At 64.3% G+C, this 26,306-nt stretch carries 24 protein-coding genes; 12 read left to right on the top strand and 12 right to left on the bottom strand.

Annotation, left to right across the window (positions count from 1 at the left end):
* Positions 1-4 precede the first annotated feature (4 nt).
* The 3 genes from AAFN46_RS05855 to AAFN46_RS05845 all read left to right on the top strand — a co-directional run bounded on the left by AAFN46_RS05855 (position 5) and on the right by AAFN46_RS05845 (position 1,972).
* The gene (locus AAFN46_RS05855; RefSeq protein WP_347807902.1) at positions 5-607 is read left to right on the top strand and encodes an arylesterase; all 603 of its coding nucleotides are present in this window, start codon (positions 5-7) and stop codon (positions 605-607) included.
* A gap of 55 nt (positions 608-662) precedes the next feature.
* Positions 663-944 carry a hypothetical protein gene (locus AAFN46_RS05850; protein WP_347807753.1) on the top strand — a complete coding sequence of 94 codons (282 nt, stop codon included), beginning with the start codon at positions 663-665 and terminating at the stop codon, positions 942-944.
* A gap of 74 nt (positions 945-1,018) precedes the next feature.
* A complete protein-coding gene (locus tag AAFN46_RS05845) occupies positions 1,019-1,972 on the top strand; it encodes a L,D-transpeptidase family protein (protein ID WP_347807752.1) in 954 nt (317 codons plus the stop codon).
* Positions 1,973-2,092: 120 nt separating this feature from the next.
* Here the strand turns inward: AAFN46_RS05845 and oprI are convergent, their stop codons facing one another.
* Entirely contained in the window at positions 2,093-2,344 is a 252-nt protein-coding gene (gene oprI / locus AAFN46_RS05840) for an outer membrane lipoprotei OprI (protein ID WP_003239826.1), read from the bottom strand.
* A gap of 282 nt (positions 2,345-2,626) precedes the next feature.
* Between oprI and AAFN46_RS05835 the strand changes: the two genes are divergently transcribed.
* Together AAFN46_RS05835 and AAFN46_RS05830 are read left to right on the top strand one after the other, a co-directional pair.
* Positions 2,627-3,895 carry a hypothetical protein gene (locus AAFN46_RS05835; RefSeq protein ID WP_347807751.1) on the top strand — a complete coding sequence of 423 codons (1,269 nt, stop codon included), beginning with the start codon at positions 2,627-2,629 and terminating at the stop codon, positions 3,893-3,895.
* 19 nt (positions 3,896-3,914) lie between these two features.
* Positions 3,915-4,196: a GNAT family N-acetyltransferase gene (locus tag AAFN46_RS05830; protein ID WP_347807750.1), complete on the top strand. Its 282-nt coding sequence runs from the start codon at positions 3,915-3,917 to the stop codon at positions 4,194-4,196.
* Positions 4,197-4,253: 57 nt separating this feature from the next.
* Here AAFN46_RS05830 and AAFN46_RS05825 read toward each other — a convergent pair whose 3' ends face one another.
* Both AAFN46_RS05825 and AAFN46_RS05820 read right to left on the bottom strand, forming a co-directional pair.
* Positions 4,254-5,330 carry a 3-deoxy-7-phosphoheptulonate synthase gene (locus tag AAFN46_RS05825; RefSeq protein ID WP_347807749.1) on the bottom strand — a complete coding sequence of 359 codons (1,077 nt, stop codon included), beginning with the start codon at positions 5,328-5,330 and terminating at the stop codon, positions 4,254-4,256.
* Between the two features lie 120 nt (positions 5,331-5,450).
* Entirely contained in the window at positions 5,451-5,870 is a 420-nt protein-coding gene (locus AAFN46_RS05820) for a PilZ domain-containing protein (protein ID WP_347807748.1), read from the bottom strand.
* A 37-nt stretch (positions 5,871-5,907) separates the two neighbouring features.
* Here AAFN46_RS05820 and AAFN46_RS05815 point away from each other — a divergent pair, with 37 nt between their 5' ends.
* From AAFN46_RS05815 to cysB, 3 genes are all read left to right on the top strand, one after another.
* On the top strand, positions 5,908-6,255 hold the full coding sequence (locus AAFN46_RS05815; protein WP_347807747.1) for a thioredoxin: 348 nt from the start codon (positions 5,908-5,910) through the stop codon (positions 6,253-6,255).
* Positions 6,256-6,400: 145 nt separating this feature from the next.
* On the top strand, positions 6,401-6,886 hold the full coding sequence (locus AAFN46_RS05810; protein WP_347807746.1) for a universal stress protein: 486 nt from the start codon (positions 6,401-6,403) through the stop codon (positions 6,884-6,886).
* A 138-nt stretch (positions 6,887-7,024) separates the two neighbouring features.
* A complete protein-coding gene (gene cysB, locus AAFN46_RS05805; RefSeq protein ID WP_347807745.1) occupies positions 7,025-7,999 on the top strand; it encodes an HTH-type transcriptional regulator CysB in 975 nt (324 codons plus the stop codon).
* Between the two features lie 201 nt (positions 8,000-8,200).
* Here the strand turns inward: cysB and AAFN46_RS05800 are convergent, their stop codons facing one another.
* From AAFN46_RS05800 to puuE, 4 genes are read right to left on the bottom strand one after another with little or no spacing between them, the layout of a single operon-like run.
* Positions 8,201-9,499 carry a urate hydroxylase PuuD gene (locus AAFN46_RS05800; protein ID WP_347807744.1) on the bottom strand — a complete coding sequence of 433 codons (1,299 nt, stop codon included), beginning with the start codon at positions 9,497-9,499 and terminating at the stop codon, positions 8,201-8,203.
* Between the two features lie 49 nt (positions 9,500-9,548).
* Positions 9,549-10,052 (bottom strand): ureidoglycolate lyase, encoded by a 504-nt coding sequence (locus AAFN46_RS05795; RefSeq protein ID WP_347807743.1) that lies wholly within the window; start codon positions 10,050-10,052, stop codon positions 9,549-9,551.
* 45 nt (positions 10,053-10,097) lie between these two features.
* Complete coding sequence (gene uraD / locus AAFN46_RS05790) at positions 10,098-10,613, bottom strand: 2-oxo-4-hydroxy-4-carboxy-5-ureidoimidazoline decarboxylase (RefSeq protein ID WP_347807742.1); 516 nt, start codon at positions 10,611-10,613, stop codon at positions 10,098-10,100.
* Positions 10,610-11,542, bottom strand: a complete 933-nt coding sequence (gene puuE / locus AAFN46_RS05785) for an allantoinase PuuE (protein ID WP_347807741.1) — start codon at positions 11,540-11,542, stop codon at positions 10,610-10,612. The genes uraD and puuE overlap by 4 nt, the downstream gene beginning before the upstream one ends.
* A gap of 298 nt (positions 11,543-11,840) precedes the next feature.
* Here puuE and uraH point away from each other — a divergent pair, with 298 nt between their 5' ends.
* Entirely contained in the window at positions 11,841-12,194 is a 354-nt protein-coding gene (gene uraH / locus AAFN46_RS05780) for a hydroxyisourate hydrolase (protein ID WP_347807740.1), read from the top strand.
* Positions 12,195-12,483: 289 nt separating this feature from the next.
* On the opposite strand, the gene AAFN46_RS05775 is transcribed toward uraH, so the two are convergent.
* Positions 12,484-13,833, bottom strand: a complete 1,350-nt coding sequence (locus tag AAFN46_RS05775) for an NCS2 family permease (protein ID WP_347807739.1) — start codon at positions 13,831-13,833, stop codon at positions 12,484-12,486.
* 390 nt (positions 13,834-14,223) lie between these two features.
* Here AAFN46_RS05775 and AAFN46_RS05770 point away from each other — a divergent pair, with 390 nt between their 5' ends.
* Complete coding sequence (locus tag AAFN46_RS05770; RefSeq protein ID WP_347807738.1) at positions 14,224-14,991, top strand: GntR family transcriptional regulator; 768 nt, start codon at positions 14,224-14,226, stop codon at positions 14,989-14,991.
* Between the two features lie 154 nt (positions 14,992-15,145).
* On the opposite strand, the gene guaD is transcribed toward AAFN46_RS05770, so the two are convergent.
* The 4 genes from guaD to xdhA all read right to left on the bottom strand — a co-directional run bounded on the left by guaD (position 15,146) and on the right by xdhA (position 21,426).
* Positions 15,146-16,450, bottom strand: coding sequence for a guanine deaminase (gene guaD, locus AAFN46_RS05765; protein WP_347807737.1), 1,305 nt, complete (start codon positions 16,448-16,450; stop codon positions 15,146-15,148).
* A 73-nt stretch (positions 16,451-16,523) separates the two neighbouring features.
* On the bottom strand, positions 16,524-17,360 hold the full coding sequence (gene xdhC / locus AAFN46_RS05760; protein WP_347807736.1) for a xanthine dehydrogenase accessory protein XdhC: 837 nt from the start codon (positions 17,358-17,360) through the stop codon (positions 16,524-16,526).
* A 207-nt stretch (positions 17,361-17,567) separates the two neighbouring features.
* Positions 17,568-19,967, bottom strand: a complete 2,400-nt coding sequence (gene xdhB / locus AAFN46_RS05755) for a xanthine dehydrogenase molybdopterin binding subunit (protein ID WP_347807735.1) — start codon at positions 19,965-19,967, stop codon at positions 17,568-17,570.
* Positions 19,960-21,426: a xanthine dehydrogenase small subunit gene (gene xdhA, locus AAFN46_RS05750; RefSeq protein WP_347807734.1), complete on the bottom strand. Its 1,467-nt coding sequence runs from the start codon at positions 21,424-21,426 to the stop codon at positions 19,960-19,962. Before xdhA ends, xdhB begins: the two co-directional genes overlap by 8 nt.
* A 301-nt stretch (positions 21,427-21,727) precedes the next feature.
* Between xdhA and smc the strand changes: the two genes are divergently transcribed.
* Positions 21,728-25,216, top strand: coding sequence for a chromosome segregation protein SMC (gene smc / locus AAFN46_RS05745; RefSeq protein WP_347807733.1), 3,489 nt, complete (start codon positions 21,728-21,730; stop codon positions 25,214-25,216).
* A 229-nt stretch (positions 25,217-25,445) separates the two neighbouring features.
* Positions 25,446-26,258, top strand: a complete 813-nt coding sequence (gene zipA / locus AAFN46_RS05740; RefSeq protein ID WP_347807732.1) for a cell division protein ZipA — start codon at positions 25,446-25,448, stop codon at positions 26,256-26,258.
* The last annotated feature ends 48 nt before the right edge of the window (positions 26,259-26,306 follow it).

The following is a 26,306-nucleotide window of genomic DNA, read 5'->3' as shown; positions in this document are numbered from 1 at the left end:
TCCGATGCGAGGGTGGGTGAGCTGTGTGCTGGCGTTGCTGCTGTGGGCCCCGGGGGCTCTGGCCGGCACCGTGCTGGTCGTTGGCGATAGTATCAGCGCCGCTTTCGGGCTGGATACCCGCCAGGGCTGGGTCAGCCTGCTGCAGGAACGCCTGCGCGACGAGGGTTTCGAGCATCGCGTGGTGAACGCCTCGATCAGCGGCGACACCAGCGCGGGCGGTCTGGCACGCCTGCCGGCGCTGCTTGTGCAGCATCGTCCGGAACTGGTGATTATCGAACTGGGCGGCAACGATGGCCTGCGCGGTCAGCCCCTGGGACAATTGCAACAGAATCTTTTAGCCATGGTTCGGCACTCGCAGGAAGGCGGTGCCAAGGTGCTCATTCTGGGGATGAGGCTGCCACCGAATTACGGTCAGCGCTACACGACGGCCTTCGCCGAAGTCTTTGCCAAAGTCGCCAGCGAGACGGGTTCGACCCTGGTGCCTTTCTTCCTGGAGGGGGTCGGTGGGGTGCCGGGGATGATGCAGGCCGATGGCGTCCATCCCCTGGCGGTTGCCCAGCCGCAGATGCTGGAAAATGTCTGGCCGACCCTGAGGCCGTTGCTCTGAGCCTTTTCCGGCTGCTGGCTTTCGGCTATCGTGGCGACCCGCCCCGGAGCCCCGAATGCCGCGTCCCGCCTGGTCCCTGTATGCCTATCAACTGATCGTCCCCGACGAGCAGATGGACCTGTTTGCCTGCCGCGAGGCACGCCTGCACCTTGTCGCACGGCAGCTGGAGCTGGGCGGGCACGCCGACCGCACCCTCTGCGGCGGCCTGCTGCCGGCTTTGCCAGCGCTGCATGAGGTCGATCGCGACGGTCTGCGCGACAAGCGCCTGTGTTTGGCCTGTCGTGCCGCTCTGGAGGCGCAGCGGCGTGGCGAACGGCCCCTGTGGTCCGACGCCTGAGCTCTCCCGGCGCGATCGCCCTGGGTGTACAATTCTCAGCCTAATCCATCAACCGCTTTGCCAAGGACCAACGGATGTTGTCGCTTGCTCGCTCCCTGAGCCTCGCCAGTTTGATCGTGGCTGGCCATGCCGCCGCCCTAGAGCTGCCCCTGCCGCCTCCGGGCGAAGATATCGTCGGCCAGATCCAAGTGATCAAGGCCAAGTACGAGGACACCTTTGCCGATATAGCCACGGTCAATGACCTGGGCTACCTGGAGATGGTCGCGGCCAATCCGGGTGTCGATGCCTGGCTACCGGGCGAGGGCTCCGAGATCGTCCTGCCGACCCGCTACATCCTGCCGCCCGGCCCGCGCGAAGGGATAGTGATCAACCTGGCCGAGTACCGCATGTACTACTTCCCGAAAGGGCAGAACGTGGTGCATACCTTTCCCTTGGGGATCGGTCGCGAGGGATGGGGTTCGCCCATCGCCACTACCACCATCACCGGCAAGACGCCCAATCCGGGCTGGACGCCGCCGGCCTCCATCCGCGCCGAGCACGCCGCCGACGGTGATCCGTTGCCGGCCTATGTGCCGCCGGGGCCGAACAATCCGCTGGGGCCGTTCAAGTTCAGCCTGGGCACAGCCGGCTACCTGATCCATGGCTCGAACAAAAAGTTCGGCATTGGCATGCGCGTCAGCCATGGCTGCTTCCGCATGCTCAATCACAACGTGCTGGAGCTGGCCAAGATGGCGCCGGTGGGCACCAAGGTGCGCATCATCAACGAGCCTTACAAGTTTGGCGTCAGCGATGGCAAGGTCTATCTCGAGGCCCACGCTCCGCTGGTCGATGAGGGCGAGCTGTCCGTGGTAGACAAGCATGCCGCGGTGATCAACGCGCTGCTGAAGAACGAGCAACTGGGCGCCAGCATGCGCCTGGACTGGGAAATGGTGCGCGAGGTCGTGGCCTCCGAAGACGGCATGCCGATCGAGATCGCCGTGCCCGACCAGACCGTGGCCAGCCAGGAGACGGCCCCCTTGGAGCTCTGAGCCGGTAGCCGTACTAGCCCGCGATGCTCTCCGGTGTCGCGGGTTTTTTATTGTCTTTCTACAGGCATTAAAAAAGCCGACCCGGCAAGCCGGGTCGGCTTCTTCAAGCCTTGGCAAGTATTACTTGCGGCTGGCTTTTTCCAGCATGCGCAGAGCGCGCTCGTTGGCTTCGTCAGCGGTCTGCTGAGCCTTCTGAGCGGCAGCCAGAGCCTCGTCGGCCTTGCGGTAGGCTTCGTCGGCACGGGCTTGAGCGCGGGCAGCTGCGTCTTCGGTAGCGGTCAGACGAGCTTCGGTTTCTTTGGACATGCTGCTGCAACCGGTAGCCAGAACGGCGGCCAGGGCCAGAGCAGAGAATTTCAGAACATTGTTCATCGTTTTCCCCTTAAGGTGGACTTTCCATGAAAAGCAATTTCCCAGGCCGGGAAATTAGCCGGGCTACATACTACCCGTTACTTTTAGTAAGTAAACTGACCTGAGGCAAGGCGCATCAAAATTTTTTTAGATTGCTCGGTCGTTACTGTTTTTTGTTTAAAAAACATACAGTTTTGAGCGTTCGGGGGCTTTCCCGGAGTGTGGCTGGCATTGTGCTGGCCTGTTAAGATCGTCCGCGCCATTGGGGCAGGAAGTTTTCGCAACTAGTGCAGGGACGTTCGCATGTCGAAACTCATCAAGTGGGGCCTCCTGGCCATTCTCGCCGTCGCTTTGCTGATCAAGGCGTCACTTTGGTTATCGGTGCGCTCGATCATGGACGATGCCATCGCGCGCATGTCGCCCGCCGTCAATCTCAGCTATGAGGGCATCACCTCCTCATTCGATGGGCGGGTCGGTATCGAGGGCATCGAGATGGCCATTCCGATGTTCCGCGACGAAATCCGCATTGCCCATGCAGAGTTGCAGTTCAAGGGACTGAAGGACCTGCTGTCGTTCAAGGAGCGACTGGAGGCGGGCAAGTTCCCCGAGCAGATGGCCGTCAATATCAAGGGGCTTGAGCTGGACGTGCATGGCCCGTTCATGGAGATGATCCATCAGATGCCGGCCCAGCCGGATCTGTACGGCGCTGTCACCAGCGCGGCCTGTGGCAGGGCCAAGCGCATCGGCGTCGATGAACTGCTGGATATGGGCTATCGCACCCTGGAAACGGACGGCCAGTTCTCCTACCTGTTCCAGCCGGGTGCGCAGACCCTGACCTTCAACCTCAATGCCGATACCCGCGACATGAGCGATTACCGGCTGAGTTTCACCCTGGTGAACATGCCCGAAACGCCCGGAGACCTGCGGGTCAACCCGCCGCGGATCTCCACCATCACGCTGGAAATCAACGACAACCAGTATCAGCGCAAGATCAATAGCTACTGCGCCGCCAAACTCGGCCAGTCGGAGGAGCAGTACCTGCAGACCAGTCTGGAGCATCTGGACAAGTCGCTGCGTGGCCAGCGCATTGCGCTCGACCCCGCTCTGCTTAAAGCCCTGGAGGCCTACTACAGGGACCCGCAATCGCTGCGCGTGGAGCTGACCCCGAGTGAGTGGGCCACGCTGGACGAGGGGCTGCGCTTCTTCGAGCCCAAGGATGTGATCGCCATGCTGCGCCCGGTGCTGCTGATCAACCAGCAGTCGGTGGAACCTCTGGCGTTTTCCTGGGTCGATCCCCGGGCGGTGGCCAAGCCCGAACCGAACGAACTGGTCAGGGCGGAGGGCGGCGATACTGTTCAGCCGGGCAAGCAGTATGAGTTCGTCAGCGTGGCGAGTCTGGCCAGCCATGCGGGTAAGCGTCTACAGTTCATTACTTATGACGGCACTTATTACCAGGGAGTGCTGCATAAGGTGGAGAACGACAGGGCCTTCCTGAGCGTGCAGTTCGGTACGGGTTCGGCAGAGATGTTTCTTCGCCTGGAAAAGATCGATAAGGTAAGGGTTCTGTTCTAGTGCTCGTTGAGGAGTTGAAATGAGTCAAGCGTTGTCCATCCACCATGACCAGGCGGGTCACCAGTTCGAGGCCGTGATCGACGGTCACCGCGCCTATCTGGCCTATATGGATCTGGGCAAGCAGACGCTCGACATCTATCGCACCTTCGTGCCCAACCCGCTGCGCGGCCGCGGCATTGCCGCGGCGCTGACCGAGCAGGCCCTGGAGTATGCAGAAACCATGGGCTACACGGTGATTCCCTCCTGTTCCTATGTGGAACGCTATCTGGAGCGGCGCCAGCGTCAGCAACTCAGGCACTGAGTCGTCGCACAATGAAAAACGCCGGGCACTGCCCGGCGTTTTCGTTACGGCGCTCGTTCAGCGGCGCTGGCGCTTGGGCAGCACATCCTTGAGCTTGGCGTGCATGCTGCGCAGGGTCTTCTCGGTGGCTTCCCAGTCGATGCAGGCGTCGGTGATGGAAACGCCGTACTTGAGGTCGCCGAGATCCTTCGGAATAGACTGATTGCCCCAGCCCAGATGGCTCTCCACCATCAGGCCGACGATGGAATTGTTGCCTTCGAGGATCTGGTTGGCCACGTTCTCCATGACCAGCGGTTGCAGGGCCGGGTCCTTGTTGGAGTTGGCGTGGCTGCAGTCGACCATGATGTTCGGCCGGATCTTGGCCTTGCTCAGCTCCTGCTCGCAGATGGCGACGCTGACCGAGTCATAGTTCGGCTTGCCGTTGCCGCCGCGCAGCACCACATGGCCGTAGGCGTTGCCCTTGGTGGTGACGATGGAGACGCCGCCCTCCTGGTTGATGCCGAGGAAGCGGTGCGGGCTGGAGACCGACTGCAGGGCGTTGATCGCCACGGTCAAGCCGCCGTCGGTGCCGTTCTTGAAGCCCACGGCCGAGGACAGGCCGGAGGCCATCTCGCGGTGGGTCTGGGATTCGGTGGTGCGCGCGCCGATGGCCGACCAGCTGATCAGGTCCTGCAGATATTGCGGGGAGATCGGATCGAGCGCCTCGGTGGCGGTCGGCAGGCCCATCTCGGCTAGATCGCGCAGCAGCTGGCGGCCGATATGCAGGCCGTCCTGGATCTTGAACGAGTCGTCCAGGTAGGGGTCGTTGATCAGGCCCTTCCAGCCGACCGTGGTGCGCGGTTTCTCGAAGTACACGCGCATGACCAGGAACAGGCTGTCGGACAGCTCGGCGGCCAGCACCTTGAGGCGTTCGGCGTACTCGTGGGCGGCCTTGACGTCGTGGATGGAGCAGGGGCCGACCACCACGAACAGGCGGTGGTCCTTGCCGTCGAGAATGTCGCGGATCACCTGCCGGCCTTGGGCGACAGTGCGTTGGGCGGCTTCGGTGAGGGGGATTTCGCGCTTGAGCTGCGCCGGGGTGATCAGGGTTTCATTGGACGAAACGTTGAGATCGTCAATCGGTAAATCAGCCATCGTGGTACTCGTCAGGTCACGGGAGCCGAGCGCCTCTTCAGGCGAAATCAGTGGGCGCAGCGGGGGACAGGAACCTTAACGCGTTCCGGGGCGCCTCGACAATGGCCGCGGGGCGCGAATCTAGTGGATTTGCGCGCTGGGGAACTCGGCCGCGTGCAGGGCGATCCACTCGCGGGCCACGTCCTCGACCTCCAGTTGCTTGCCGAGCTCCTCTTCGCGCTGGTGGCGGTAGTGCTCGATCTGGCAGATCTGCTCGACCATGCGGGCGCGGAACAGGGTGTCTTCGTCGATGAAGGCGATGCCCACCAGATAGTGATCGGCCTGCTTGCGGCACCAGGCCACCACCCCGGGGTAGCGCGCCTGCTCGCCGAACAGGGGGATGCGCATCTCGATGGCGGTGCCCCTGCGGAAGCCCTTGCTGGAATTGCATGCCACCCCGCCCAGGCTGATATTGTTCAGGCGCTGCTTCGGCAGGAAGGCATGTTTGCGCTGAACCAGCTCCACCGGCATGTCGCTTGGATGACGCAGAAAACGACGCATTTCGACTACTCCGGATGCCATGCTTTTGACATCAGTCATGAACAGTATAGTGCCCAGCCTGGAACTGACCGACCTCGATGCCGACCACTGCTTGCTGGATCTGCCGGGCAGCTCCCTGCTTATTTTCACCAGCATGGGTTGTGCCAATTGCCGTTGGGCGCGCCGCGAACTGCCGTGCATGCCGCTTGCGATCCAGCGCCTGTGCTGGGTCGATGCAGGGCGCAACGGCGGTCTGGTGCAGCGTTATGGCGTCTTTCATCTGCCGAGCCTGTTCCTGATCCATGAGGGTCAATTCCTTGGCGCCCTGTCGGTCGCTCTACGCCAGCCCGACCTGGCCATGGCCATCGAGCAGGCGCTGAGTCGCGAGCCCGAGGAGCTGCCCTGATGTATCGCTCGCATCGGCGGGCCATGGACTGATGCGGCCCTGCACATTCTTCCGTGAGCGGTCGTGCGCCCATGGGCCGCGCTAGCCCGCATCCCGCGCGCTGCTAAGCTCATTTAAGACCCTAGCCGTCAGTCAGGGAGGCCGCATGTTGCGTTCGATTCTCTATGCCACCGACCTGGGGCTCTATGCGCCCTACGTCTTGCAGCATGCCCTGGCGCTGACGCGGGCCTTCCATGCCGAGCTGCATGTGGTGCACGCGGTGGAGCCCATGGGGCTGTTCGCCGAGTCGGTGCTGCAGACCTACCTGGACGAGAGCACGCTGCAGGAGTTGCGCAGCAAGGGGCTGAGCACCGTGATGGAGAGCATCGAGCAGCGTGTGCTGGAGGCCTTCCGCGATGAGATGGGCGAGCCCCAGCAGGATATGCAGCTGATCCGCAGCGTGCGCGTGGCACAGGGCGATCCCCCGCAGGTGATACTCGAAGAGGCGCGCAAGCTGGGTGTCGACCTGTTGATCGTGGGCAGCCACAGCCATGGCGCCGCCCATGACACCCCCCTGGGGCGCACCGCGGCGCGACTGCTGCAATTGGCGGAGACGCCTGTCTATCTGGTACCCATGCTGCAGCATCGATAGGCGGCTTATCGCCAGTGGTTAGACGAACGGCATGCACGGCGCGAAAAACCGTCTAGCTTTAATCTCTAAACCGTTAATATGGTTATATCGCTGCGCCGGCAAATTCGGCTGGCGTCTATCTGCTTTCGAGGGATTCTTATGAAGCTGCAGCAGCTGCGCTACATCTGGGAAGTGGCGCACCATGAGCTCAATGTTTCAGCCACTGCACAGAGCCTCTATACCTCGCAGCCGGGCATCAGCAAGCAGATACGCCTGCTGGAGGACGAGCTCGGCGTCGAAGTCTTCGCCCGTAGCGGCAAGCATCTGACCCGGGTGACGCCGGCAGGGGAGCGGATTATCACCACCGCCGGGGAGATACTGCGCAAGGTCGAGAGCATCAAGCAGATAGCCCAGGAGTTCTCCAACGAGAAGAAGGGCACCTTGTCCATCGCCACTACCCACACGCAGGCACGCTACGCGCTGCCGCCGGTGATCGGCAGCTTCATCAAGCAGTACCCGGAGGTCGCCCTGCACATGCATCAGGGTACGCCGATGCAGATCGCCGAGATGGCGGCCGATGGCACGGTGGACTTCGCCATCGCCACCGAAGCCCTGGAGCTGTTCGGCGACCTGGTGATGATGCCCTGCTACCGCTGGAACCGTTGCGTGATAGTGCCCCAGGGGCATCCCCTGACCAAGCTGCCCAAGCTGACCCTGGAAGCGCTGGCCGAGCACCCGATCGTCACCTATGTGTTCGGCTTCACCGGCCGCTCCAAGCTGGACGAGGCCTTCAGTCATCGCGGGCTGACGCCCAAGGTGGTGTTCACCGCGGCCGATGCCGACGTGATCAAGACCTATGTGCGTCTGGGGCTGGGTGTCGGCATAGTCGCGCGCATGGCGGTCGATGCCAGGCTCGACGGCGACCTGGTGGTGCTCGACGCCAGCGAGCTGTTCGAGCCCAGCGTGACCAAGATAGGTTTTCGTCGCGGCACCTTCCTGCGCGGCTTCATGTGCGACTTCATCGAGAAGTTCGCCCCGCACCTGACCCGTGACGTGCTGGCCAAGGCCGTGCAGTGCCATACCAAGGTGGAACTGGACGAGCTCTTCGAGGGTGTCGAGCTGCCGATTCACTGACGCGCGAGCGCTCGCGTCGAATCCGGCCATGGGCGGCGACGTCTTGCCGCTGTGCGGCAATGGCTAAAAAGCGCCCGCCAGGACGGCGGGCGTGGAAGGCCGCCGGTGTGTGCGGCCGGAAGGTTTGAGGATAAAAAAGCCCGCTTGTGAGGCGGGCACGAAGCGCGGGCCGCGGGAGGCGATGCGGCCCGTCGTGGTAGATCAGTCGATGCGCGCGCCCTGGGCGATCCAGGCGCCGATCAGGTCGCGCTCTTCCTGGGTCATCTGGGTCATGTTGCCCAGCGGCATGACCTGCGAGGCGACGCTCTGGGCCTGGATGCGTGCCGCGTTGGCCTGTATCTCCTGAGCGGTGTCGAGCATCACGCCGCCCGGCGCGCTGCTGAACATCGGGCTGGTCGGCTTGGCCGAGTGGCACACGGTGCAGCGTTCGTGGATCACGCTGACCACTTTCTCCAGCTCCGGTGCTGCCGTGGCGGTCTGTGCCGGAACGGCAGGGGCCTGCACTTCTTCCACCTTGTTCACCTGAACCGTCTCCTTGGTCGCTACGGTCGCGTGCTGTTCCTGCGCGGCCGGGGCCTGGCTGGCGATCGGGGCGCTGCTGGCCTTGTAGCTGGGGGAGGTGACAAAGGCTAGGCAGACCATGCCCAGGGCGCCGGCCGGCAGGGTCCAGGCGTACTTGTTGCTGTCGTGGCGGGTGTTGAAGTAATGGCGGATCAGTACCGCCAGCACCGCGATGCCCGCCAGGATCAGCCAGTTGTACTGACTGCCGTAAGTGCTCGGGAAGTGGTTGCTGATCATGATGAACAGCACCGGCAGGGTGAAGTAGTTGTTGTGGCGCGAGCGCAGCAGGCCCTTGGCCGGCAGCACCGGATCGGGTTCGCGGTTATCTTCGATGGCCTTAACCAGCGCGCGCTGGGCCGGCATGATGATGCGGAATACGTTGCCGACCATGATGGTGCCGATCAGCGCGCCGACATGGATGTAGGCACCGCGGCCGCTGAACACCTGGGAGAAGCCCCAGGCCGCGCCGATGATCAGCACGAACAGCACCAGGCCGAGCAGGGCGGGCGTCTTGCCCAGCGGCGAGTCGCACAACAGGTCGTAGACGAGCCAGCCGACCAGCAGGGAGCCGGCTCCGATGGCGATGGCGGCCGCCGGGGCCAGTTCCACGCCAGGCTTGATCAGGTACAGGCTGGGGTTGAGGTAGTACACCACCATCAGCAGGGCGACGCCCGACAGCCAGGTGAAGTAGGCCTCCCATTTGAACCAGTGCAGGTTCTCCGGCATCTTCGGCGGTGCCAGCTTGTATTTTTCCAGGTGGTAGATGCCACCACCGTGGATGGCCCAGAGATCACCGGACAGCCCTTCGCGCGGGTTGCTGCGGTTGAGGTTGTTCTCCAGCCAGACGAAATAGAAGGATGCACCGATCCAGGCGATACCGGTGATCATGTGAACCCAGCGAATGCCGAGGTTCAGCCATTCAGTCAAATGTGCTTCCACAGTCGTTACCTCTTTCCCGTCGGGCCACACGCAACCCGAAGGGCTTCTCTTATTGGTGGGGGTCGAGGAGCAGTTGCTCGTCCTCGGTGAAGTAATGCTCGTCGCAGTTGTTGCCGGAACCACTGCGATCAACCACCAGGAAGTCATCCCGCTTTTCGATCGTCAGCACCGGGTGGTGCCAGACGCCGCGATGGTAATTAACGCCCTGCCTGCCATTGGTGAGGAAGGCACGGACCAGACCCGGTACAGGTACATCGCCAAGTGGCGCGACCACGACCAGAAAGGGGTTGCCGAGCAGCGGTATGAAGGCCTGGCTGCCCAGCGGATGGCGCTCCAGCATGCGTACGCGCAGCGGCATCTGCAGCGCTTCGGCACTGAAGATGCTGATGATCGCCCGGTCTTCGGGCTGCACGGTCTCTACCGTGGCCAGCTTGTGGTAGCGACGGGTGGAGCCGTTGTTGATCATGAAGTAGTCGCTGCCGTCGGTTTCGATGACATCACCGAAAGGCGCGAAGGCTTCCTTGGTCAACGGTTCGATCTTCAGAGTACGCATGTTTTTCTGCTTATTCAGAGGTGTAAGGGGCGGTGTCGACTGCAGTCAGAGTGCCTGCAGGCGGAACAGCGCGATCTTGTTGATCTCGGCCAGGGCCGTGGCGAATTCCTGCTCCGGGGAGTTGTGGATGCGCTCCTCGAAGGCCGCCAGGATCTGGTGCCGGTTGCTGCCTTTCACCGCCTTGATGAAGGGGAAGCCGAACTTGGCCTTGTAGGCATCGTTGAGTTCGGTGAAACGGGCGAATTCCTCGGCTGTGCACTCGTGGATGCCCGCGCCGGCCTGCTCCGAGGTGGAGGAGGCGGTCAGCTCGCCGCGGATGGCTGCCTTGCCGGCCAGGTCCGGGTGAGCGTTGATCAGGGCCAGCTGCAGATCGTGGCTGGCGCTGAGCAGGATGTCGGCCATGCGCTGGTGCAGGCCGTCGATATCGTCGATCTGGGCGTCCTGGCCGAGGTCATAGGCGCGCTCCGCCACCCAGGGCGAGTGCTCGTAGATCTCGGCGAAGGCGGCGACGAAGGCCTCGCGGTCGAGGCTGGAGGGGGTCAGGGTCTGGAAGCGGCTCATTTCACGCTCTCTTTCTTGAACGGATGGGTGACATGCCAGTGACGCGCGATGTCGACACGACGGGCGAACCAGACCTTGTCGTGGCTCTTCACGTAGTCGATGAAGCGGGCCAGCGCGGCGATGCGTGCCGGACGGCCGAGCAGGCGGCAGTGCATGCCGATCGACAGCATCTTCGGCGCGCCGGCCTCACCCTCGGCGTAGAGGGTGTCGAAGGCGTCCTGCAGGTAATTGAAGAAGTCGTCACCGCAGTTGAAGCCTTGCACCTGGGTGAAGCGCATGTCGTTGGTATCCAGGGTGTAGGGGATCACCAGGTGCGGCTTGTCGGCGCTGCTCTCTGGGTCCCAGTAGGGCAGGTCGTCGTCGTAGGTGTCGCTGTCGTAGAGGAAGCCGCCTTCCTCGCGCACGATGCGGCGGGTGTTCGGGCCGGTGCGCCCGGTGTACCAGCCCAGCGGGCGTTCACCGGTCAGCTCGGTGAGGATGCGGATGGCCTCGAGCATGTGCTCGCGCTCCTGGGCTTCATCCATGTATTGGTAGTCGATCCAGCGATAGCCGTGGCTGCAGATCTCGTGGCCGGCCTCGACCATGGCGCGGATGGCCTCGGGGTGGCGCTGGGCGGCCATGGCGACGGCGAAGATGGTCAGTGGAATGTCATGGCGCTTGAACAACTTGAGCAGGCGCCAGACGCCGGCGCGGCTGCCATACTCGTAGAGCGACTCCATGCTCATATTGCGCGCGCCCTGCAAAGGCTGGGCGGCGACCATTTCCGAGAGGAAGGCTTCGGACTCCTTGTCGCCATGCAGTACGCAGCGCTCGCCGCCTTCCTCGTAGTTGAGCACGAAGGAGATGGCGATGCGTGCGTCGCCCGGCCAGTGCGGATGGGGAGGGTTGCTGCCGTAGCCGATCAGGTCACGAGGATAGTCAGCGCTCACGTGAGATTTCCTTCATTGGGTGGATACCGCCTCACCGATTCTGTCAGGTTGTGCGGCCTTGCTAATTGTATACAAAACAAATGACACAATGTAAATCGGAAAATCGCCATGAATCGCCTGCCTGTGTCGCTGGCTGGAGACGTATCGCCGATTCTGTAACCGGCTTTTCGGCATTGATGGCGATGTTTTGATGATGTGATTGTGTACAAAAATATCGACTACTGTTCTATAGTGTTCGCCGAACAGGCCGGATCGCCAGGCGACCCGGTCACGGCCATAAATGTAGAGGATCGAACGCATGGGACGATTGACGACACATGTACTGGATGCCGCACACGGCAGCCCCGGGCGCGATATCAGCATCGAGCTGTATCGGGTAGAGCCTGCCGGGCTGGAGCTGGTGGCGCGGGCAAAGACCAACGACGACGGGCGCTGCGATGCGCCTTTGCTGCAAGGCGAGGACTATCGCAGCGGCGTCTACCAGTTGCACTTCCATGCCGGTGACTATTACCGCGCTCGCGGTGTGCAGCTGGCAGAACCGGCTTTTCTCGATGTGGTGGTGCTGCGTTTCGGCATCAATGAGCAGCAGGATCACTACCACGTGCCGCTGCTGATCTCGCCCTACAGCTATTCGACCTATCGCGGCAGCTAGTCACTGCCACCGTTCCTAGGTGTATTGCGGCCCGCCTCGAGCGGGCTTTCTTTTGCGTTTACGCTGGCCGTGTAGGCGGTACCCCCGTCGGGCTTGGCGTCTTGCAAGGGCCTCCCGGGCTGCTCGCCGGCCCGCGTAGGCTGGGTAGAGCAACGCGAAACCCTGCGATGGGAGCGGCTTGGCGCCATCGCTGGGTTACGCCCTTCGGGCTAACCCAGCCTACGGTCCGTTTCTCGAAAATGCAGAAGCCCCGGTATCGCTACCGGGGCTTCGCAAGTTCGGTTCGACCTCAGAGGAAGGCGAACTTGGCGATGAAGATGATGCACAGCGCATAGAGGCTGACGGACACCTTGTCGCGCTGGCCGGTCAGCAGCTTGAGCGTGGCATAGGTGAGGAAGCCCAGGGCGATGCCGTTGGCGATGGAGAAGGTCAGCGGCATCATCACTACGGTGACGATGGCCGGGATGGTGTCGGTGTGATCCTTCCAGTCGATGTGGCCCATGCCGCTCATCATCAGCATGGCGACGTAGATCAGCGCGCCGGCAGTGGCGTAGGCGGGGATCATCCCGGCCAGCGGGGCGAAGAACATCGCGGCGAGGAACAGCAGGCCGACGACTACGGCGGTCAAGCCGGTACGGCCGCCGGCGGCGACGCCCGAGGCGCTCTCGACATAGCTGGTCACCGGCGGGCAACCGACCATGGCGCCGATCACGCTGGAGGTGCTGTCGGCCTTCAGGGCCTTGGACAGGTTCTGGATCTTGCCGTCTTCGTCGACCAGGTGAGCGCGGTGGGCGACGCCCATCAGGGTGCCGGCGGTGTCGAACATGTTGACGAAGAGGAAGGCTAGGATGACGCTGACCATGGCGATATTGAAGGCACCGGCGATGTCCATGGCGAGGAAGGTCGGAGCCAGGCTCGGCGGCATGGAGACCAGGCCGTTGTACTCGACCAGGCCGAGCATCCAGCCCACCGCGGTGACCGCCAGCATGCTGAAGAGGATGGCGCCGAACACGTTGCGGTGGCTGAGTACGGCGATCATCAGGAAGCAGATGGCGGCCAGCAGAGCCGAGGGTTCGCCGAAGGAGCCCATGGTCAGCAGGGTGGCCGGGCTATCGACGACGATGCCGGCGGTCTTCAGGCCGATCAGCCCGAGGAACAGACCGACCCCCGCGCCCATGGCGAAGCGCAGGCTCATAGGGATGCTGTTGAGCAGCCACTCGCGAATCTTCGACAGGCTCATGATCATGAACAGCACGCCGGAGATGAATACCGCGCCCAGGGCGATCTGCCAGCTGTAGCCCATCTCACCGACCACCGTGTAGGTGAAGAAGGCGTTGAGGCCCATGCCCGGCGCCAGGCCGACCGGCCAGTTGGCATAAAGACCCATGAGGAAGCAGCCCAGTGCCGCACCGATACAGGTGGCGACGAAGGCTGCGCCATGGTCGACGCCGGCGTTAGCCATGATGTTGGGGTTGACGAAGATGATGTAGGCCATGGTGACGAAGGTCGTCAGGCCGGCGATCAGCTCGGTCTTGATGGTGGTTCGATGTTCGCTGAGTTTGAACAGCCTCTCGAGCAGCCCTCGTTTCGAGGAATAGGCCACAAAGGGTTCTTGTTCTTGTTGTTTCGCGCTTTCCACAGCAGGTACCTCTCGTTGTTTGTCGTTAGTCGCTCGTCTGGCTGGTTACCTGTGTTCCTTGCGCAGTGAGTCGACTGGAGGTGCGTTGCCTCACGGGGCCGTGCCTATTCCTGACCTAAAAGTCAGAAAGTGTGCAGTCGGATTATCTTTTTGTGTACAAAAAAGTCAATTAATGTTTTGGAAAAAGCCCGAGAAATCTCCATTGAAAATCTTCTATGCTCCGGCTGAGGCGCTAGAGGCCGCACGGTAATTGACTTGCGTGGCCATGCTCGTTGTTTTGTGTACAATAATGTTTATCGCGCGCCCCATACGCTGAACCCCTGGTCAACGGCCCGGTCTTCGGCGTAGTGTCGCGCCAACGAGATTTCCTATTCCTCTCACGTGAGCCACATGAACGAAGCAGTGCAATCTCTGAGCAAGACCCCGCGCGTCGCCAAGGCCACGCGTGCGGGCACCCAGGACGAGGTGGTCTACGCGCACATCTTCGAGGCCATCCTCGAGCAGCGCCTGGCGCCCGGCACCAAATTGAGCGAGGAAGCCCTCGGCGAGATCTTCGGCGTCAGCCGTACCATCATTCGTCGCGCCCTGTCGCGCCTGGCCCACGAGGGCGTGGTGTCGCTGCGGCCGAACCGTGGTGCGGTGGTCGCCAGCCCGGGCGCCGACGAGGCCCGGCAGATCTTCTATGCGCGGCGCATGATCGAGCGCGCCATCACCGAACTGGCCTGCCTGCATGCCACGCCGTTGCAGATCGCCGGCCTGCGGCAGATGGTGCAGGAGGAGCGCGCCTGCTTCGCCCGTGGCGACCGCGCCAAGGGCATTCGCCTGTCCGGCGAGTTCCATCTGAAGCTGGCCGAGGCGGGCGGCAACCAGACCCTGGTCGGCTTCCTGCGCAGCCTGGTGTCGCAGACCTCGCTGATCATCGCCCTGTACGAGAGCAGCAGCCGCACACATTGCTCGGACGACGAACACGACCAGGTCATCGACGCCATCGAGGCGCGTGACGTCGAGCGCGCGGTGGAGCTGATGATGCGTCACATGGACAGCGTCGACGCCAAGCTCAACCTGGAAGACGACAGCGCCACCGACGACCTGCATGCGGTGTTCTCGCACCTGCTGCAGGGCAAGAAGAAGACGACCCGCGTGCCGCGCAGCGCCTGACCTCTGCTGTAATGAAAAGGCCCCGCAGTGCGGGGCCTTTTCATTTGCGGTGGATTTGCTGGGTTTCGCGTCGCTCTACCCAGCCTACGGTGTCGCTGTGCCGCAAACCTAGGCTGGGTTAGGCCAAAGGCCGTAACCCAGCACTGGGTCGCATTCAGTCGCGCTGGTGTACCGAGCGACCGGCGGCGAAGGTTTCCTGCACCACGCGATCGTCGCCGAGTATGGTCAGGGCGAACAGGCGCTCCTCCAGGCTGCGTGCTTGCTGCATGCGGTAGCTGAGCAGGGGCGTGGCGTTATAGTCGAGCACGACGAAGTCCGCGTCCTTGCCGGCTGCGAAGTTGCCGATGCGCTCGTCCAGGTAGAGCGAGCGGGCGCCGCCCAGGGTAGCCAGGTACAGCGACTTGAACGGGTCGAGCTTCTTGCCCTGCAGCTGCATGACCTTGTAGGCCTCGTTGAGCGACTGCAACTGGCTGAAGCTGGTGCCGGCGCCGACGTCGGTGCCCAGGCCCACGCGCACACCGTGGCGCTGCAGCTTCTCCAGGTCGAACAGGCCGCTGCCGAGGAACAGGTTGGAGGTGGGGCAGAAGGCCACCGCCGAGCCGGTCTCACCGAGGCGCGCACACTCCTCGTCGCACAGGTGCACGCCGTGGGCGAACACCGCGCGCGGGCCGATCAGGCCGTGGTGGTCATAGACGTCCAAGTAGCCCTTGCGTGCCGGGAACAGCTCCTTGACCCACTCGATCTCCTTGCGGTTCTCGGACAGGTGGGTGTGCATGTACAGGTCCGGATACTCGCCGAACAGCTTGCCGGCCAGTTCCAGCTGCTCGGGCGTGCTGGTCGGGGCGAAGCGCGGGGTGACGGCATAGTGCAGGCGGCCTTTGCCGTGCCAGCGCTCGATCAGGGCCTTGCTGTCGGCATAGCCGGACTCCGGGGTATCGGTCAGATAGTCCGGGGCGTGGCGGTCCATCAGCACCTTGCCGGCGATCATGCGCAGGTCCAGCGCCTGGGCCGCCTCGAAGAAGGCGTCAACCGACTCCTTGTGCACGGTGCCGAACACCAGTGCGGTGGTGGTGCCGTTGCGCAGCAGCTCCTTGAGGAAGATGCCGGCCACGTCGGCGGCATGGGCCTTGTCGGCGAACTGACGCTCGGTGGGGAAGGTGTAGGTGTTCAGCCAGTCCAGCAGCTGCTCGCCGTAGGCGGCGATCATGCCAGTCTGCGGGTAGTGGATATGGGTGTCGATGAAACCGGGGGTGATCAGCGCATCGCGATACTCGCGCACTTCCACGCCCTTGAGCCGCGGCAGCAGTGCCTCGGCGGCGCCGGCCTCGACCACGCGGCCGTTTTCGACCAGCAGGATGCCGTCGGCGAAGTATTCGTAGGAGGCGTCGACGCCCACCTCGGCGGGGTCGGCGAGGCTGTGCAGCAGGGCTGCGCGGTAGGCTTTCAGGTTTTGCGTCATCTCGATTCTCGGGGTTCTGGGCCTTCACGGCGGCCGTGCGGCGGCCGGGCATGCCCGGCACGGAATGCTTGGCTCAGGACTGGGCGCGGCGCGAGTCCGGCAGCAGGCGGCTGACGGTCGACTTGCCCTTGCGGGTGTCCAGGCCGAAATGGGCGTTGTACTGGGCGACAATCTCGCCGGCGATGGAGATGGCGATTTCGGCCGGCAGCTTGCCCTTGACCTCGGGCAGGCCCATGGGGCAACGCATGCGCTGGATCTGCTCGGCGGCGAAGCCGCGCTCGCGCAGGCGGTGCTCGAACTTGACGCGCTTGGTCTTCGAGCCGATCAGGCCGTAGTAGGCGAAGTCACCGCGTTCGAGGATGGCCTGGGTCAGTTCCAGGTCGAGCTGATGGTTGTGGGTCATGACGATGAAGTAGCTGCCGGCGGGCATCTCGTCGACCTCGTCGACCACTTCTTCGCTGACCACCTTCTCCACGTTGGCGGGGACGTAATCCGGGAACTCGGCGTCGCGCGAGTCGATCCAGCGCACCTTGAGCGGCAGGCTGGCGAGTAGGGGGATCAGGGCGCGGCCGACATGGCCGGCGCCGAACAGGGCGATATGCGCCTGCGGCTGGCCCATGGGCTCGAACAGCAACACGGTGGCGCCGCCGCAGCACTGGCCCAGGCTGGCGCCGAGGGAAAAGCGCTCCAGGCGGGTCTGCTGGCTGCGGCTGGCAAGCATCTCGCGGGCCATTTCCATGGCCTTGTATTCCAGGTGACCTCCACCGATGGTCTCGAAGATGCGCTCGGCGGTGACCACCATCTTCGAGCCGGAATTGCGCGGCGTGGAGCCTTGCTCCTCGATGATGGTGACCAACACGCAGGGCTCTCCCTGCTGCTGCAGTTCGGCGAGGGCACTGATCCAGCTCATTTGCTCAGCCTCCAGCTCGGCGAGGTCTGTCCCGGGCGGGGCAGGCGCCAGTTGCTCAGCGAGGGCTCCAGCAACGGTACCGGTGTCGGCCGTTGCTCCTGGGGTTTCGCATCGGTGTGTCTTGTCATTGTTTTACACCTGTTTCGTACGTTGTTCGCGGCTGGTCGTAGCCCGGATGCAATCCGGGGACTGCATCCGGGCTGCGCGTCAGGCCGGTTCGATCTCGGCGGCGGCGCTGGCGGCCTTGCTGCTCTGCTTGAGCTTGCGCAGCTGCTCAACGCCCCACAGCACGCGCTCCGGGGTGGCCGGGGCGTCGATCTGCGGTTGCACCTTGTAGTCGGCCAGGCTGGCCACGGCGTCCTTGATCGCGCACCAGGCGGCGATGCCGAGCATGAACGGCGGCTCGCCCACGGCCTTGGAGTGGAACACGGTCTGTTCCGGGTTCTTGCGGTTCTCCACCAGCTTGACCCGCAGGTCGATGGGCATGTCGGCGATGGCCGGGATCTTGTAGCTGGCCGGACCGTTGGTCATCAGCTTGCCCTTGGCGTTCCACACCAGCTCCTCGGTGGTCAGCCAGCCCATGCCCTGGACGAAGGCGCCCTCGACCTGGCCGATGTCGATGGCCGGGTTCAGCGAGTCGCCGACGTCGTGCAGGATGTCGGTGCGCAGCATCTTGTATTCGCCGGTCAGGGTGTCGACCAGCACCTCGCAGCAGGCCACGCCGAAGGCGTAGTAGTAGAAGGGGCGGCCGGCTGCCTTGTTGCGGTCGTAGTAGATCTTCGGCGTGCGGTAGAAGCCGGTGGACGACAGCGACACCTGGCCGAAGTAGGCCTTCTGGATCAGTTCCTCGAACGACAGGAAGTGATCGCGCACGCGCACCTGGCCGTTGCGGAACTCCACGTCTTCCGGGGTGACCTTGTACTCGCGCACCAGGAAATCGACCAGACGCTGTTTGATGGTCTCGGCCGCGTTCTTCGCCGCCATGCCGTTGAGGTCGGCGCCGCTCGATGCGGCGGTCGGCGAGGTGTTCGGCACCTTGTCGGTGTTGGTGGCGGTGATCTGGATGCGCCCGATGTCGACCTGGAACACTTCGGCCACCACCTGGGCGACCTTGGTGTTGAGGCCCTGGCCCATCTCGGTGCCGCCGTGGTTCAGGTGGATCGAGCCATCGGTGTAGATGTGGATCAGCGCGCCGGCCTGGTTGAGGAAGGTGGCGGTGAAGCTGATGCCGAATTTCACCGGGGTCAGCGCCAGGCCCTTCTTCAGCACCGGGCTGGTGGCGTTGAAGGCGCGGATTTCCTCGCGGCGCTTGGCGTACTCGCTGCTGGCCTCCAGCTCGGCGGTCATCTCATGGATGACGTTGTGCTCGACCGTCTGGTGGTAGTGGGTGACGTTGCGCTCGTCCTTGCCGTAGTAGTTGAGCTTGCGCACTTCCAGCGGGTCCTTGCCGAGGTGGCGGGCCACGGCGTCCATCACTTCCTCGATGGCGACCATGCCCTGCGGGCCGCCGAAACCGCGGTAGGCGGTGTTCGACGCGGTGTTGGTCTTGCAGCGATGACCGTTGATGGTGGCGTTGCCGAGGAAGTAGGCGTTGTCCGAGTGAAACATGGCGCGGTCGACGATGGAGCCGGACAGGTCCGGCGAGTAGCCGCAGTTGCCGGCCAGGTCCATCTGGATGCCGCTGAGCAGGCCGTCGTCGTCGAAGCCCACTTCGTACTCGACGTAGAAGGGGTGGCGCTTGCCGGTCATGGTCATGTCTTCCATGCGCGGCAGGCGCATCTTGGTCGGACGCCCGGTCAGGTGAGCGATCACCGCGCACAGGCAGGCCGGGCCGGCGGCCTGGGTTTCCTTGCCGCCGAAGCCGCCGCCCATGCGGCGCATGTCGATCACTATCTTGTGCATGGCCACGCCGAGCACTTCGGCGACCAGCTTCTGTACCTCGGTGGGGTTCTGCGTCGAGGTGTAGACGATCATGCCGCCATCCTCGGTGGGCATCACCGAGGAAATCTGGGTTTCCAGGTAGAAGTGTTCCTGGCCGCCGATATGCAGGGTGCCGGTGATGCGGTTCTTGGCGCGGCTCAGGGCCGCGCTGGAGTCACCGATCTTGTGCTGGTGGCTGTCCAGTACGAAGTGCTTCTTGCGCAGCGCCTCGACCACGTCGAGCACCGGCTCCAGGTCCTCGTACTCGACGATGGCGGCCATGGCCGCCTTGCGCGCGGTCTCCAGGCTGTCGGCGGCGACCGCCAGGACGACCTGACCAACGTACTCGACCTTGCCGTCGGCCAGCAGCGGATCGCCGGCGACCACCGGGCCGATGTCCAGCTGGCCGGGGACGTCCTTGGCGGTGATGGCGATGGCCACGCCGGGGAACTGGTAGCAGGGGCTGACATCCAGCTTGGTGATGCGCGCGTGGGCGCGATCGCTCATGCGGGCGTAGACGTGCAGCTGGTTGGGGAACTCCAGACGGTCGTCGATATACACCGCCTCGCCGCTGACGTGCTTGTCCGCACTCTCGTGCTTGACGCTGCGGCCGACGCCGGTGGTGATGCCGTTGCGGAACAGTTCGGCCAGTTCAGCCTGGGATTTGCTGGCGTGATGGTTAGACATAGGCGGTCACCCGGGTTTTCACTTCAGGGGAGTACAGTTCGAGGAAGCAGCGGCGCAGCAGGTTCTGCGCGGCCAGCAGGCGGTATTCCTTGCTGGCGCGGAAATCGCTGAGCGGAGTGAAGTCCTCGGCCAGGGCCTCGCAGGCCAGCTCGATGCAGCCCGGGTACCAGGCGGCGCCGGTCAGGGCCTTCTCGCAGGCGCTGGCGCGCTTGGGGATGGCCGCCATGCCGCCGAAGGCGACGCGCGCCTCGCGCACCACGCCGTCGACCAGGGTCAGGTTGATCGCCGCGCACACCGCGGAGATGTCGTCGTCCAGGCGCTTGGACACCTTGTAGGCGCGGAACTCCTGGTTCGGTTTGCTGCGCGGCACCAGGATCTTCTCGATGAACTCACCTTCCTGGCGGGCGGTGACCTTGTAGTCGAGGAAGTAGTCTTCCAGCGCCAGGGTGCGGGTCTGGTTGCCCTTGCGCAGGACGATCTGCGCGCCCAAGGCGATCAGCAGCGGCGGGGCGTCGCCGATCGGCGAGGCGTTGCCGATGTTGCCGCCGAGGGTGCCCTGGTTGCGGATCTGCAGCGAGGCGAAGCGGTGCAGCAGCTCGCCGAAGTCCGGGTATTCCTTGGCCAGCGCTGCATAGCAATCGGACAGCGGCGCGGCGGCGCCGATCTCGATGTGGTCGGCGCTGATGTCGATGCGCTTCATCTCGGCGATATGGCCGACATAGATCATCACCGGCAGCTCGCGGTGGAACTGGGTGACTTCCAGGGCCAGGTCGGTGCCGCCGGCGAGCAGGCGTGCCTCGGGCGTGGCGCTGTACAGCTCGGCCAGGTCGGCCACGGTCAGCGGCAGCAGGCAGCGCTTGTCGCCGCTGTTCAGCTCGGCGGTTTCGCGCGGGGCGATGGCCTTGAGGCGGGCCACGGTCTCGGCCTCGGCGGCATCGAACTGGTCCGGCTGGCGGTTGCAGCAGGCCTGCTCGGCGGCGTCGATGATCGGCCGGTAGCCGGTGCAGCGGCACAGGTTGCCGGCCAGGGCTTCCATGGTCTGCGCCTTGTCGAAGCCCTCGGCGCCGGACGCGGCCCGACTCTTCTGCAGGGCGAACAGGCTCATGACGAAGCCCGGGGTGCAGAAGCCGCACTGCGAGCCATGGCAGTCGACCATGGCCTGCTGCACCTGGTGCAGCTTGCCCTGGTGGCGCAGGTCTTCCACGGTGATCAGCTGCTTGCCGTGCAGCGAGGCGACGAAGGTCAGGCAGGCGTTGAGGGTGCGATAGCGAATGCGCTCCCGGTTCGGATCACCCTCGAGCTCGCCGACCACCACGGTGCAGGCGCCGCAGTCGCCCGAACCGCAGCCTTCCTTGGTGCCGGGTTTGCCCGCATGCTCGCGCAGGTACTGGAGGACGGTGACGTTGGGGTCGAGTTGGCGCTCGCTGCGCAACTCGCCGTTGAGAAGGAACTGGATCAAGAACGACCTCCAGGCATTGTATTTGTTGTGGCGAAGAGCTGGTTGAGGTCAAGTTAAAGTTTTCTGACTTTCAGGTCAACTAAATCTGACTTGAAGGTCAGAAAATATCTGCATAGCCCCTATTCCAAGGTGTCGCGACGCCCTGCTTGGTCCGCCGAAAGCCTGTGTTAAACTCGCCGGCGCCCGTTTTCCTCCCTTCTCTATTTAGCAGGAGCAGCATGAGCTTCCAGGCCGTGGAGTGCCCGTCCGGGCGTCTCGCCATCCGCGTCGGTGTCCGCCTGTCCGCGAGGGAGGCTTCGGCATGCGCCTGAAGTGCATCAAGCTGGCGGGCTTCAAGTCCTTCGTCGACCCCACCACGGTGAGCTTCCCGAGCAACATGGCGGCGGTGGTCGGTCCCAATGGCTGCGGCAAGTCCAACATCATCGACGCCGTGCGCTGGGTGATGGGCGAGAGCTCGGCGAAGAACCTGCGCGGCGAGTCGATGACCGACGTCATCTTCAACGGCTCCAACACCCGCAAGCCGGTGACCCAGGCCAGCATCGAACTGATCTTCGACAACAGCGACAACTCGCTGGTCGGCGAATACGCCGCCTTCGCCGAAATCTCCATCCGCCGCCGGGTGACCCGCGACGGGCAGAACACCTACTTCCTCAACGGCACCAAGTGCCGCCGCCGCGACATCACCGACATCTTCCTCGGCACCGGCCTGGGGCCGCGCAGCTACTCGATCATCGAGCAGGGCATGATCAGCAAGCTGATCGAGGCCAAGCCCGAGGACCTGCGCAACTTCATCGAGGAAGCGGCCGGCATCTCCAAATACAAGGAGCGCCGCCGCGAGACCGAGAGCCGCATCCGCCGCACCCAGGAGAACCTGGCGCGCCTGACCGACCTGCGCGAGGAGCTGGAGCGCCAGCTCGAGCGCCTGCACCGCCAGGCCCAGGCCGCCGAGAAGTACCAGGAATACAAGGCCGAGGAGCGCCAGCTCAAGGCGCAGCTGGCCGCGCTCAAGTGGCAGACGCTGAACGAGCAGGTCGGTGCCCGCGAGAAGGTGATCGGCGACCAGGAGGTGGCCTTCGAGGCCCTGGTGGCCGAGCAACGCAGCGCCGACGCCAGCATCGAGCGCCTGCGCGACGGCCACCACGAGCTGTCCGAGCGCTTCAACCAGGTGCAGGGCCGTTTCTATTCGGTGGGGGGCGATATCGCCCGGGTCGAGCAGAGCATCCAGCACGGCCAGCAGCGTCTGCGCCAGTTGCAGGACGACCTCAACGAGGCCGAGCGGGCGCGGCTGGAAACCGAGTCGCACCTGGGCCACGACCGCACGCTATTGGCCACTCTGGGCGAAGAGCTGGCCATGCTCGAACCCGAGCAGGAACTGACCAGCGCCGCCGCCGAGGAGTCCGCCGCGACGCTGGAAGAGGCCGAGGCCGCCATGCATGGCTGGCAGGAGCAGTGGGAGAGCTTCAACCAGCGCAGCGCCGAGCCGCGTCGCCAGTCCGAGGTACAGCAGGCGCGCATCGCCCAGCTGGAGCAGAGCCTGGAGCGCCTGGCCGAGCGCCAGCGGCGCCTCGCCGACGAGCTGGCGCAGCTGACCGCCGATCCCGAGGATGCCGCGATTCTCGAGCTCTCCGAGCAGCTGGCCATCGGCGAGTTGCGCCTGGAAGAGCTGCATGCGGGCGAGGAAAGCCAGGTCGAGCGCCTCGAACAGCTGCGCGGCGAATTGCAGCAGGCCACCCAGGCCCAGCAGCAGGCCCAGGGCGAACTGCAGCGCCTGAATGGCCGCATCGCCTCGCTGGAGGCGCTGCAGCAGGCCGCGCTGAACCCCGGCAAGGGCGCCGCCGAGTGGCTGCGTGAGCAACAACTGAGCAGCCGCCCGCGTCTGGCCGAGGGCCTGCGCGTGGAAAGCGGCTGGGAACTGGCGGTGGAGACGGTGCTGGGCGCCGATCTGCAGGCCGTGCTGCTGGACGACTTCGATGGCCTGCACCTGGACGGCTTCGACCAGGGCGAGCTGCGCCTGGTCAACCCGCAGGGCGGCGGCGCGCGCAGCGCCGGCAGCCTGCTGGACAAGGTCGAGGCGAGCATCGACCTGGCGCCCTGGCTGGGCCGGGTGCGCCCGGTCGAGAGCCTGGAGCAGGCTTTGGCCCAGCGCCTGCAATTGGGCGAAGGCGAGAGCCTGATCAGCCGCGACGGCTACTGGGTCGGCCGGCATTTCCTGCGTGTGCGCCGCGCCAGCGAGGCCGAGAGCGGCGTGCTGGCCCGCGGCCAGGAGCTGGAGCGGCTGCAGGCCGAGCGCGACGAACGCGAGGCGACGCTGGCCGATCTGGATGAGCGCCTGCAGAGCCTGCAGGCCGCCCAGCGCCAGCAGGAAGAGACGCGCGAGCAGCAGCGCCGCCAGCTGCAGGACGAGTCGCGGCGCCTGGGCGAGATCAAGGCGCAGCTGTCCGCCGGTCAGGCCAAGGCCGAGCAGCTGGCCCTGCGTCGCCGCCGCCTCGAAGAAGAGCAGGGCGAGGCCGCCGAGCAGCGCGAGCTGGAGCAGGAGCAACTGGGCGAGTCGCGTCTGCTGCTGCAGGAGGCGCTGGACGCCATGGCCGTCGACACCGAGCAGCGCGAAAGCCTGCTGGCCAGTCGCGACCAGCTGCGCGAGCGCCTCGATCGGGTGCGCCAGGAGGCTCGTCAGCACAAGGATCACGCCCATCAGCTGGCCGTGCGCCTGGGCAGCATCCGCGCGCAGCACGAGTCCACCCGTCAGGCCCTGGAGCGCCTGCAGTTGCAGTTCGAGCGCGCCATCGAGCGCCGCGAGCAGCTCAACCTCAATCTGGAGGAGGGCGCCGCACCGTTGGAAGAGCTGCGCATGAAGCTCGAGGAACTGCTGGAGCGGCGCATGGGCGTGGAGGACGAGCTCAAGTTGGCTCGCCTGGCCCTGGAAGACGCCGACCGTGAGCTGCGCGACGCCGAGAAGCGGCGCAGCCAGGCCGAACAACAGTCGCAGTTGCTGCGCGGCCAGCTGGAACAGCAGCGCATGGACTGGCAGGGCCTCAACGTGCGGCGCAAGGCCCTGCAGGAGCAACTGCTGGAGGAGGGCTACGACCTGCACGGCGTGCTCGCCACGCTACCCGGCGAGGCCAGCGAGGCGGAGTGGGAGCAGCAGCTGGAACAACTGGCCGGACGCATCGCCCGCCTCGGTGCGATCAACCTGGCGGCCATCGACGAGTACCAGCAGCAGTCCGAGCGCAAACGCTACCTGGACGCCCAGGACGCCGACCTGGTCGAGGCGCTGGAGACCCTGGAAAACGTCATCCGCAAGATCGACAAGGAAACCCGCAATCGCTTCAAGGAGACCTTCGATCAGATCAACGCTGGCCTGCAGGCGCTGTTCCCCAAGGTCTTCGGCGGCGGTCACGCCTATCTGGAACTGACCGGCGAGGACCTGCTCGACACCGGTGTGGCCATCATGGCGCGTCCGCCGGGCAAGAAGAACAGCACCATCCACCTGCTCTCCGGCGGCGAGAAGGCGCTCACCGCTCTGGCCCTGGTATTCGCCATCTTCCAGCTCAACCCGGCGCCGTTCTGCATGCTCGACGAAGTGGATGCGCCGCTCGACGACGCCAACGTCGGCCGCTACGCGCGACTGGTCAAGGAGATGTCGGAGAAAGTGCAGTTCATTTATATCACCCACAACAAGATCGCCATGGAAATGGCCGATCAGTTGATGGGCGTGACCATGCACGAGCCGGGTTGCTCGCGCCTGGTGGCGGTGGACGTGGAAGAGGCGATGAATATGGTGGAGGCCTGACCGCGTCCCGCGTGCGGCCGGCGCCGAAACGGCGGCCCCTGAGGCATTATCTGCAGGCAGATGCCTTGTCCCGGTGCACATTTACCGTTCGTCGTGCTAGCTTAAGCCTCACTTTTGTTACGCGCGAAAATTACCTGTAGGAACATACAGTTGTTCGCGTTCCAAAGGGGCAGGAAGCCCTTATTCTCATTACATATTCATCTATATCGTTCAGGGGCTTGGGAGTTTCATGGAGCTGCGCTATTGGCTAATCGTCATTGGTGTAATCGTTATCGTCGGCATTCTCTTTGATGGGTGGCGGCGCATGCGCGGTGGCAGCGGCAAGCTGAAATTCCGGCTGGACCACAGTTTCAGCAACCTCCCCGACGACGACTCGGATCCCGACCTGCTCGGCCCGGCGCGGGTCATCGATCGCAAGCGCGAGCCCGAATTCAACGAAGCAGACATGCCCACCGTCAGCGCCAGCGAGCTCAATCGCAAGCGCAACCTCGAGCCGAGGCAGGGCGACCTGGCCCTGGATGCCGACGAGCCGGTACCGACCCTGCTGACCCCGGTCGAGGAAGAAGACGACTTCGGCTCCGCCAAACCGGCCAAGGAGCAGCTGCCGGTCGAGGAAGTGCTGGTGATCAACGTGATCGCCCGCGATGGCGACGGCTTCAAGGGCCCGGCGCTGTTGCAGAACATCCTGGAGAGCGGCCTGCGTTTCGGCGAGATGGACATCTTCCACCGTCACGAGAGCATGGCCGGCAATGGCGAGGTGCTGTTCTCCATGGCCAACGGCGTCAAGCCGGGCACCTTCGACCTGGACGACTTCGAGCTGTTCTACACTCCGGCGGTGAGCTTCTTCCTCGGCCTGCCGGGGCCGCGTCATCCCAAGCAGGCCTTCGACCTGATGATCGCCGCCGCGCGCAAGCTGGCCCACGAGCTGAACGGCGAACTCAAGGACGACCAGCGCAGCGTGATGACCGCGCAGACCATCGAGCACTACCGCCAGCGCATCTCCGAGTTCGAACGCAAGAAGCAGCTCGCCGGCAAGCGCTGAGCGCCCCGCCGTATGTACTCCAAGAGCAGCCTAGGCTGCTCTTGTCGT

The organism is Pseudomonas sp. CAU 1711 (assembly GCF_039888625.1).
Classification (GTDB): Bacteria; Pseudomonadota; Gammaproteobacteria; order Pseudomonadales; family Pseudomonadaceae; genus Aquipseudomonas.
The sequence above is the reverse complement of the archived record's forward strand: the minus strand, read 5'-3'. Positions and strand labels throughout refer to the sequence as shown.

Excerpts from the sequence above, each read along its gene's own strand:
- AAFN46_RS05795 (WP_347807743.1), bottom strand. The coding sequence starts at position 10,052 with ATGCGTACTCTGAAGATCGAACCGTTGACCAAGGAAGCCTTCGCGCCT.
- AAFN46_RS05830 (WP_347807750.1), top strand. The coding sequence starts at position 3,915 with ATGAGTCAAGCGTTGTCCATCCACCATGACCAGGCGGGTCACCAGTTC.
- uraH (WP_347807740.1), top strand. The coding sequence starts at position 11,841 with ATGGGACGATTGACGACACATGTACTGGATGCCGCACACGGCAGCCCC.
- AAFN46_RS05850 (WP_347807753.1), top strand. The coding sequence starts at position 663 with ATGCCGCGTCCCGCCTGGTCCCTGTATGCCTATCAACTGATCGTCCCC.
- xdhB (WP_347807735.1), bottom strand. The coding sequence starts at position 19,967 with ATGTCTAACCATCACGCCAGCAAATCCCAGGCTGAACTGGCCGAACTG.
- oprI (WP_003239826.1), bottom strand. The coding sequence starts at position 2,344 with ATGAACAATGTTCTGAAATTCTCTGCTCTGGCCCTGGCCGCCGTTCTG.
- AAFN46_RS05825 (WP_347807749.1), bottom strand. The coding sequence starts at position 5,330 with ATGGCTGATTTACCGATTGACGATCTCAACGTTTCGTCCAATGAAACC.
- xdhC (WP_347807736.1), bottom strand. The coding sequence starts at position 17,360 with ATGAGCTGGATCAGTGCCCTCGCCGAACTGCAGCAGCAGGGAGAGCCC.
- cysB (WP_347807745.1), top strand. The coding sequence starts at position 7,025 with ATGAAGCTGCAGCAGCTGCGCTACATCTGGGAAGTGGCGCACCATGAG.
- AAFN46_RS05815 (WP_347807747.1), top strand. The coding sequence starts at position 5,908 with ATGAACAGTATAGTGCCCAGCCTGGAACTGACCGACCTCGATGCCGAC.
- AAFN46_RS05820 (WP_347807748.1), bottom strand. The coding sequence starts at position 5,870 with ATGCGTCGTTTTCTGCGTCATCCAAGCGACATGCCGGTGGAGCTGGTT.
- uraD (WP_347807742.1), bottom strand. The coding sequence starts at position 10,613 with ATGAGCCGCTTCCAGACCCTGACCCCCTCCAGCCTCGACCGCGAGGCC.
- AAFN46_RS05845 (WP_347807752.1), top strand. The coding sequence starts at position 1,019 with ATGTTGTCGCTTGCTCGCTCCCTGAGCCTCGCCAGTTTGATCGTGGCT.
- smc (WP_347807733.1), top strand. The coding sequence starts at position 21,728 with ATGCGCCTGAAGTGCATCAAGCTGGCGGGCTTCAAGTCCTTCGTCGAC.
- AAFN46_RS05810 (WP_347807746.1), top strand. The coding sequence starts at position 6,401 with ATGTTGCGTTCGATTCTCTATGCCACCGACCTGGGGCTCTATGCGCCC.
- AAFN46_RS05835 (WP_347807751.1), top strand. The coding sequence starts at position 2,627 with ATGTCGAAACTCATCAAGTGGGGCCTCCTGGCCATTCTCGCCGTCGCT.
- AAFN46_RS05770 (WP_347807738.1), top strand. The coding sequence starts at position 14,224 with ATGAACGAAGCAGTGCAATCTCTGAGCAAGACCCCGCGCGTCGCCAAG.
- guaD (WP_347807737.1), bottom strand. The coding sequence starts at position 16,450 with ATGACGCAAAACCTGAAAGCCTACCGCGCAGCCCTGCTGCACAGCCTC.
- zipA (WP_347807732.1), top strand. The coding sequence starts at position 25,446 with ATGGAGCTGCGCTATTGGCTAATCGTCATTGGTGTAATCGTTATCGTC.
- AAFN46_RS05855 (WP_347807902.1), top strand. The coding sequence starts at position 5 with ATGCGAGGGTGGGTGAGCTGTGTGCTGGCGTTGCTGCTGTGGGCCCCG.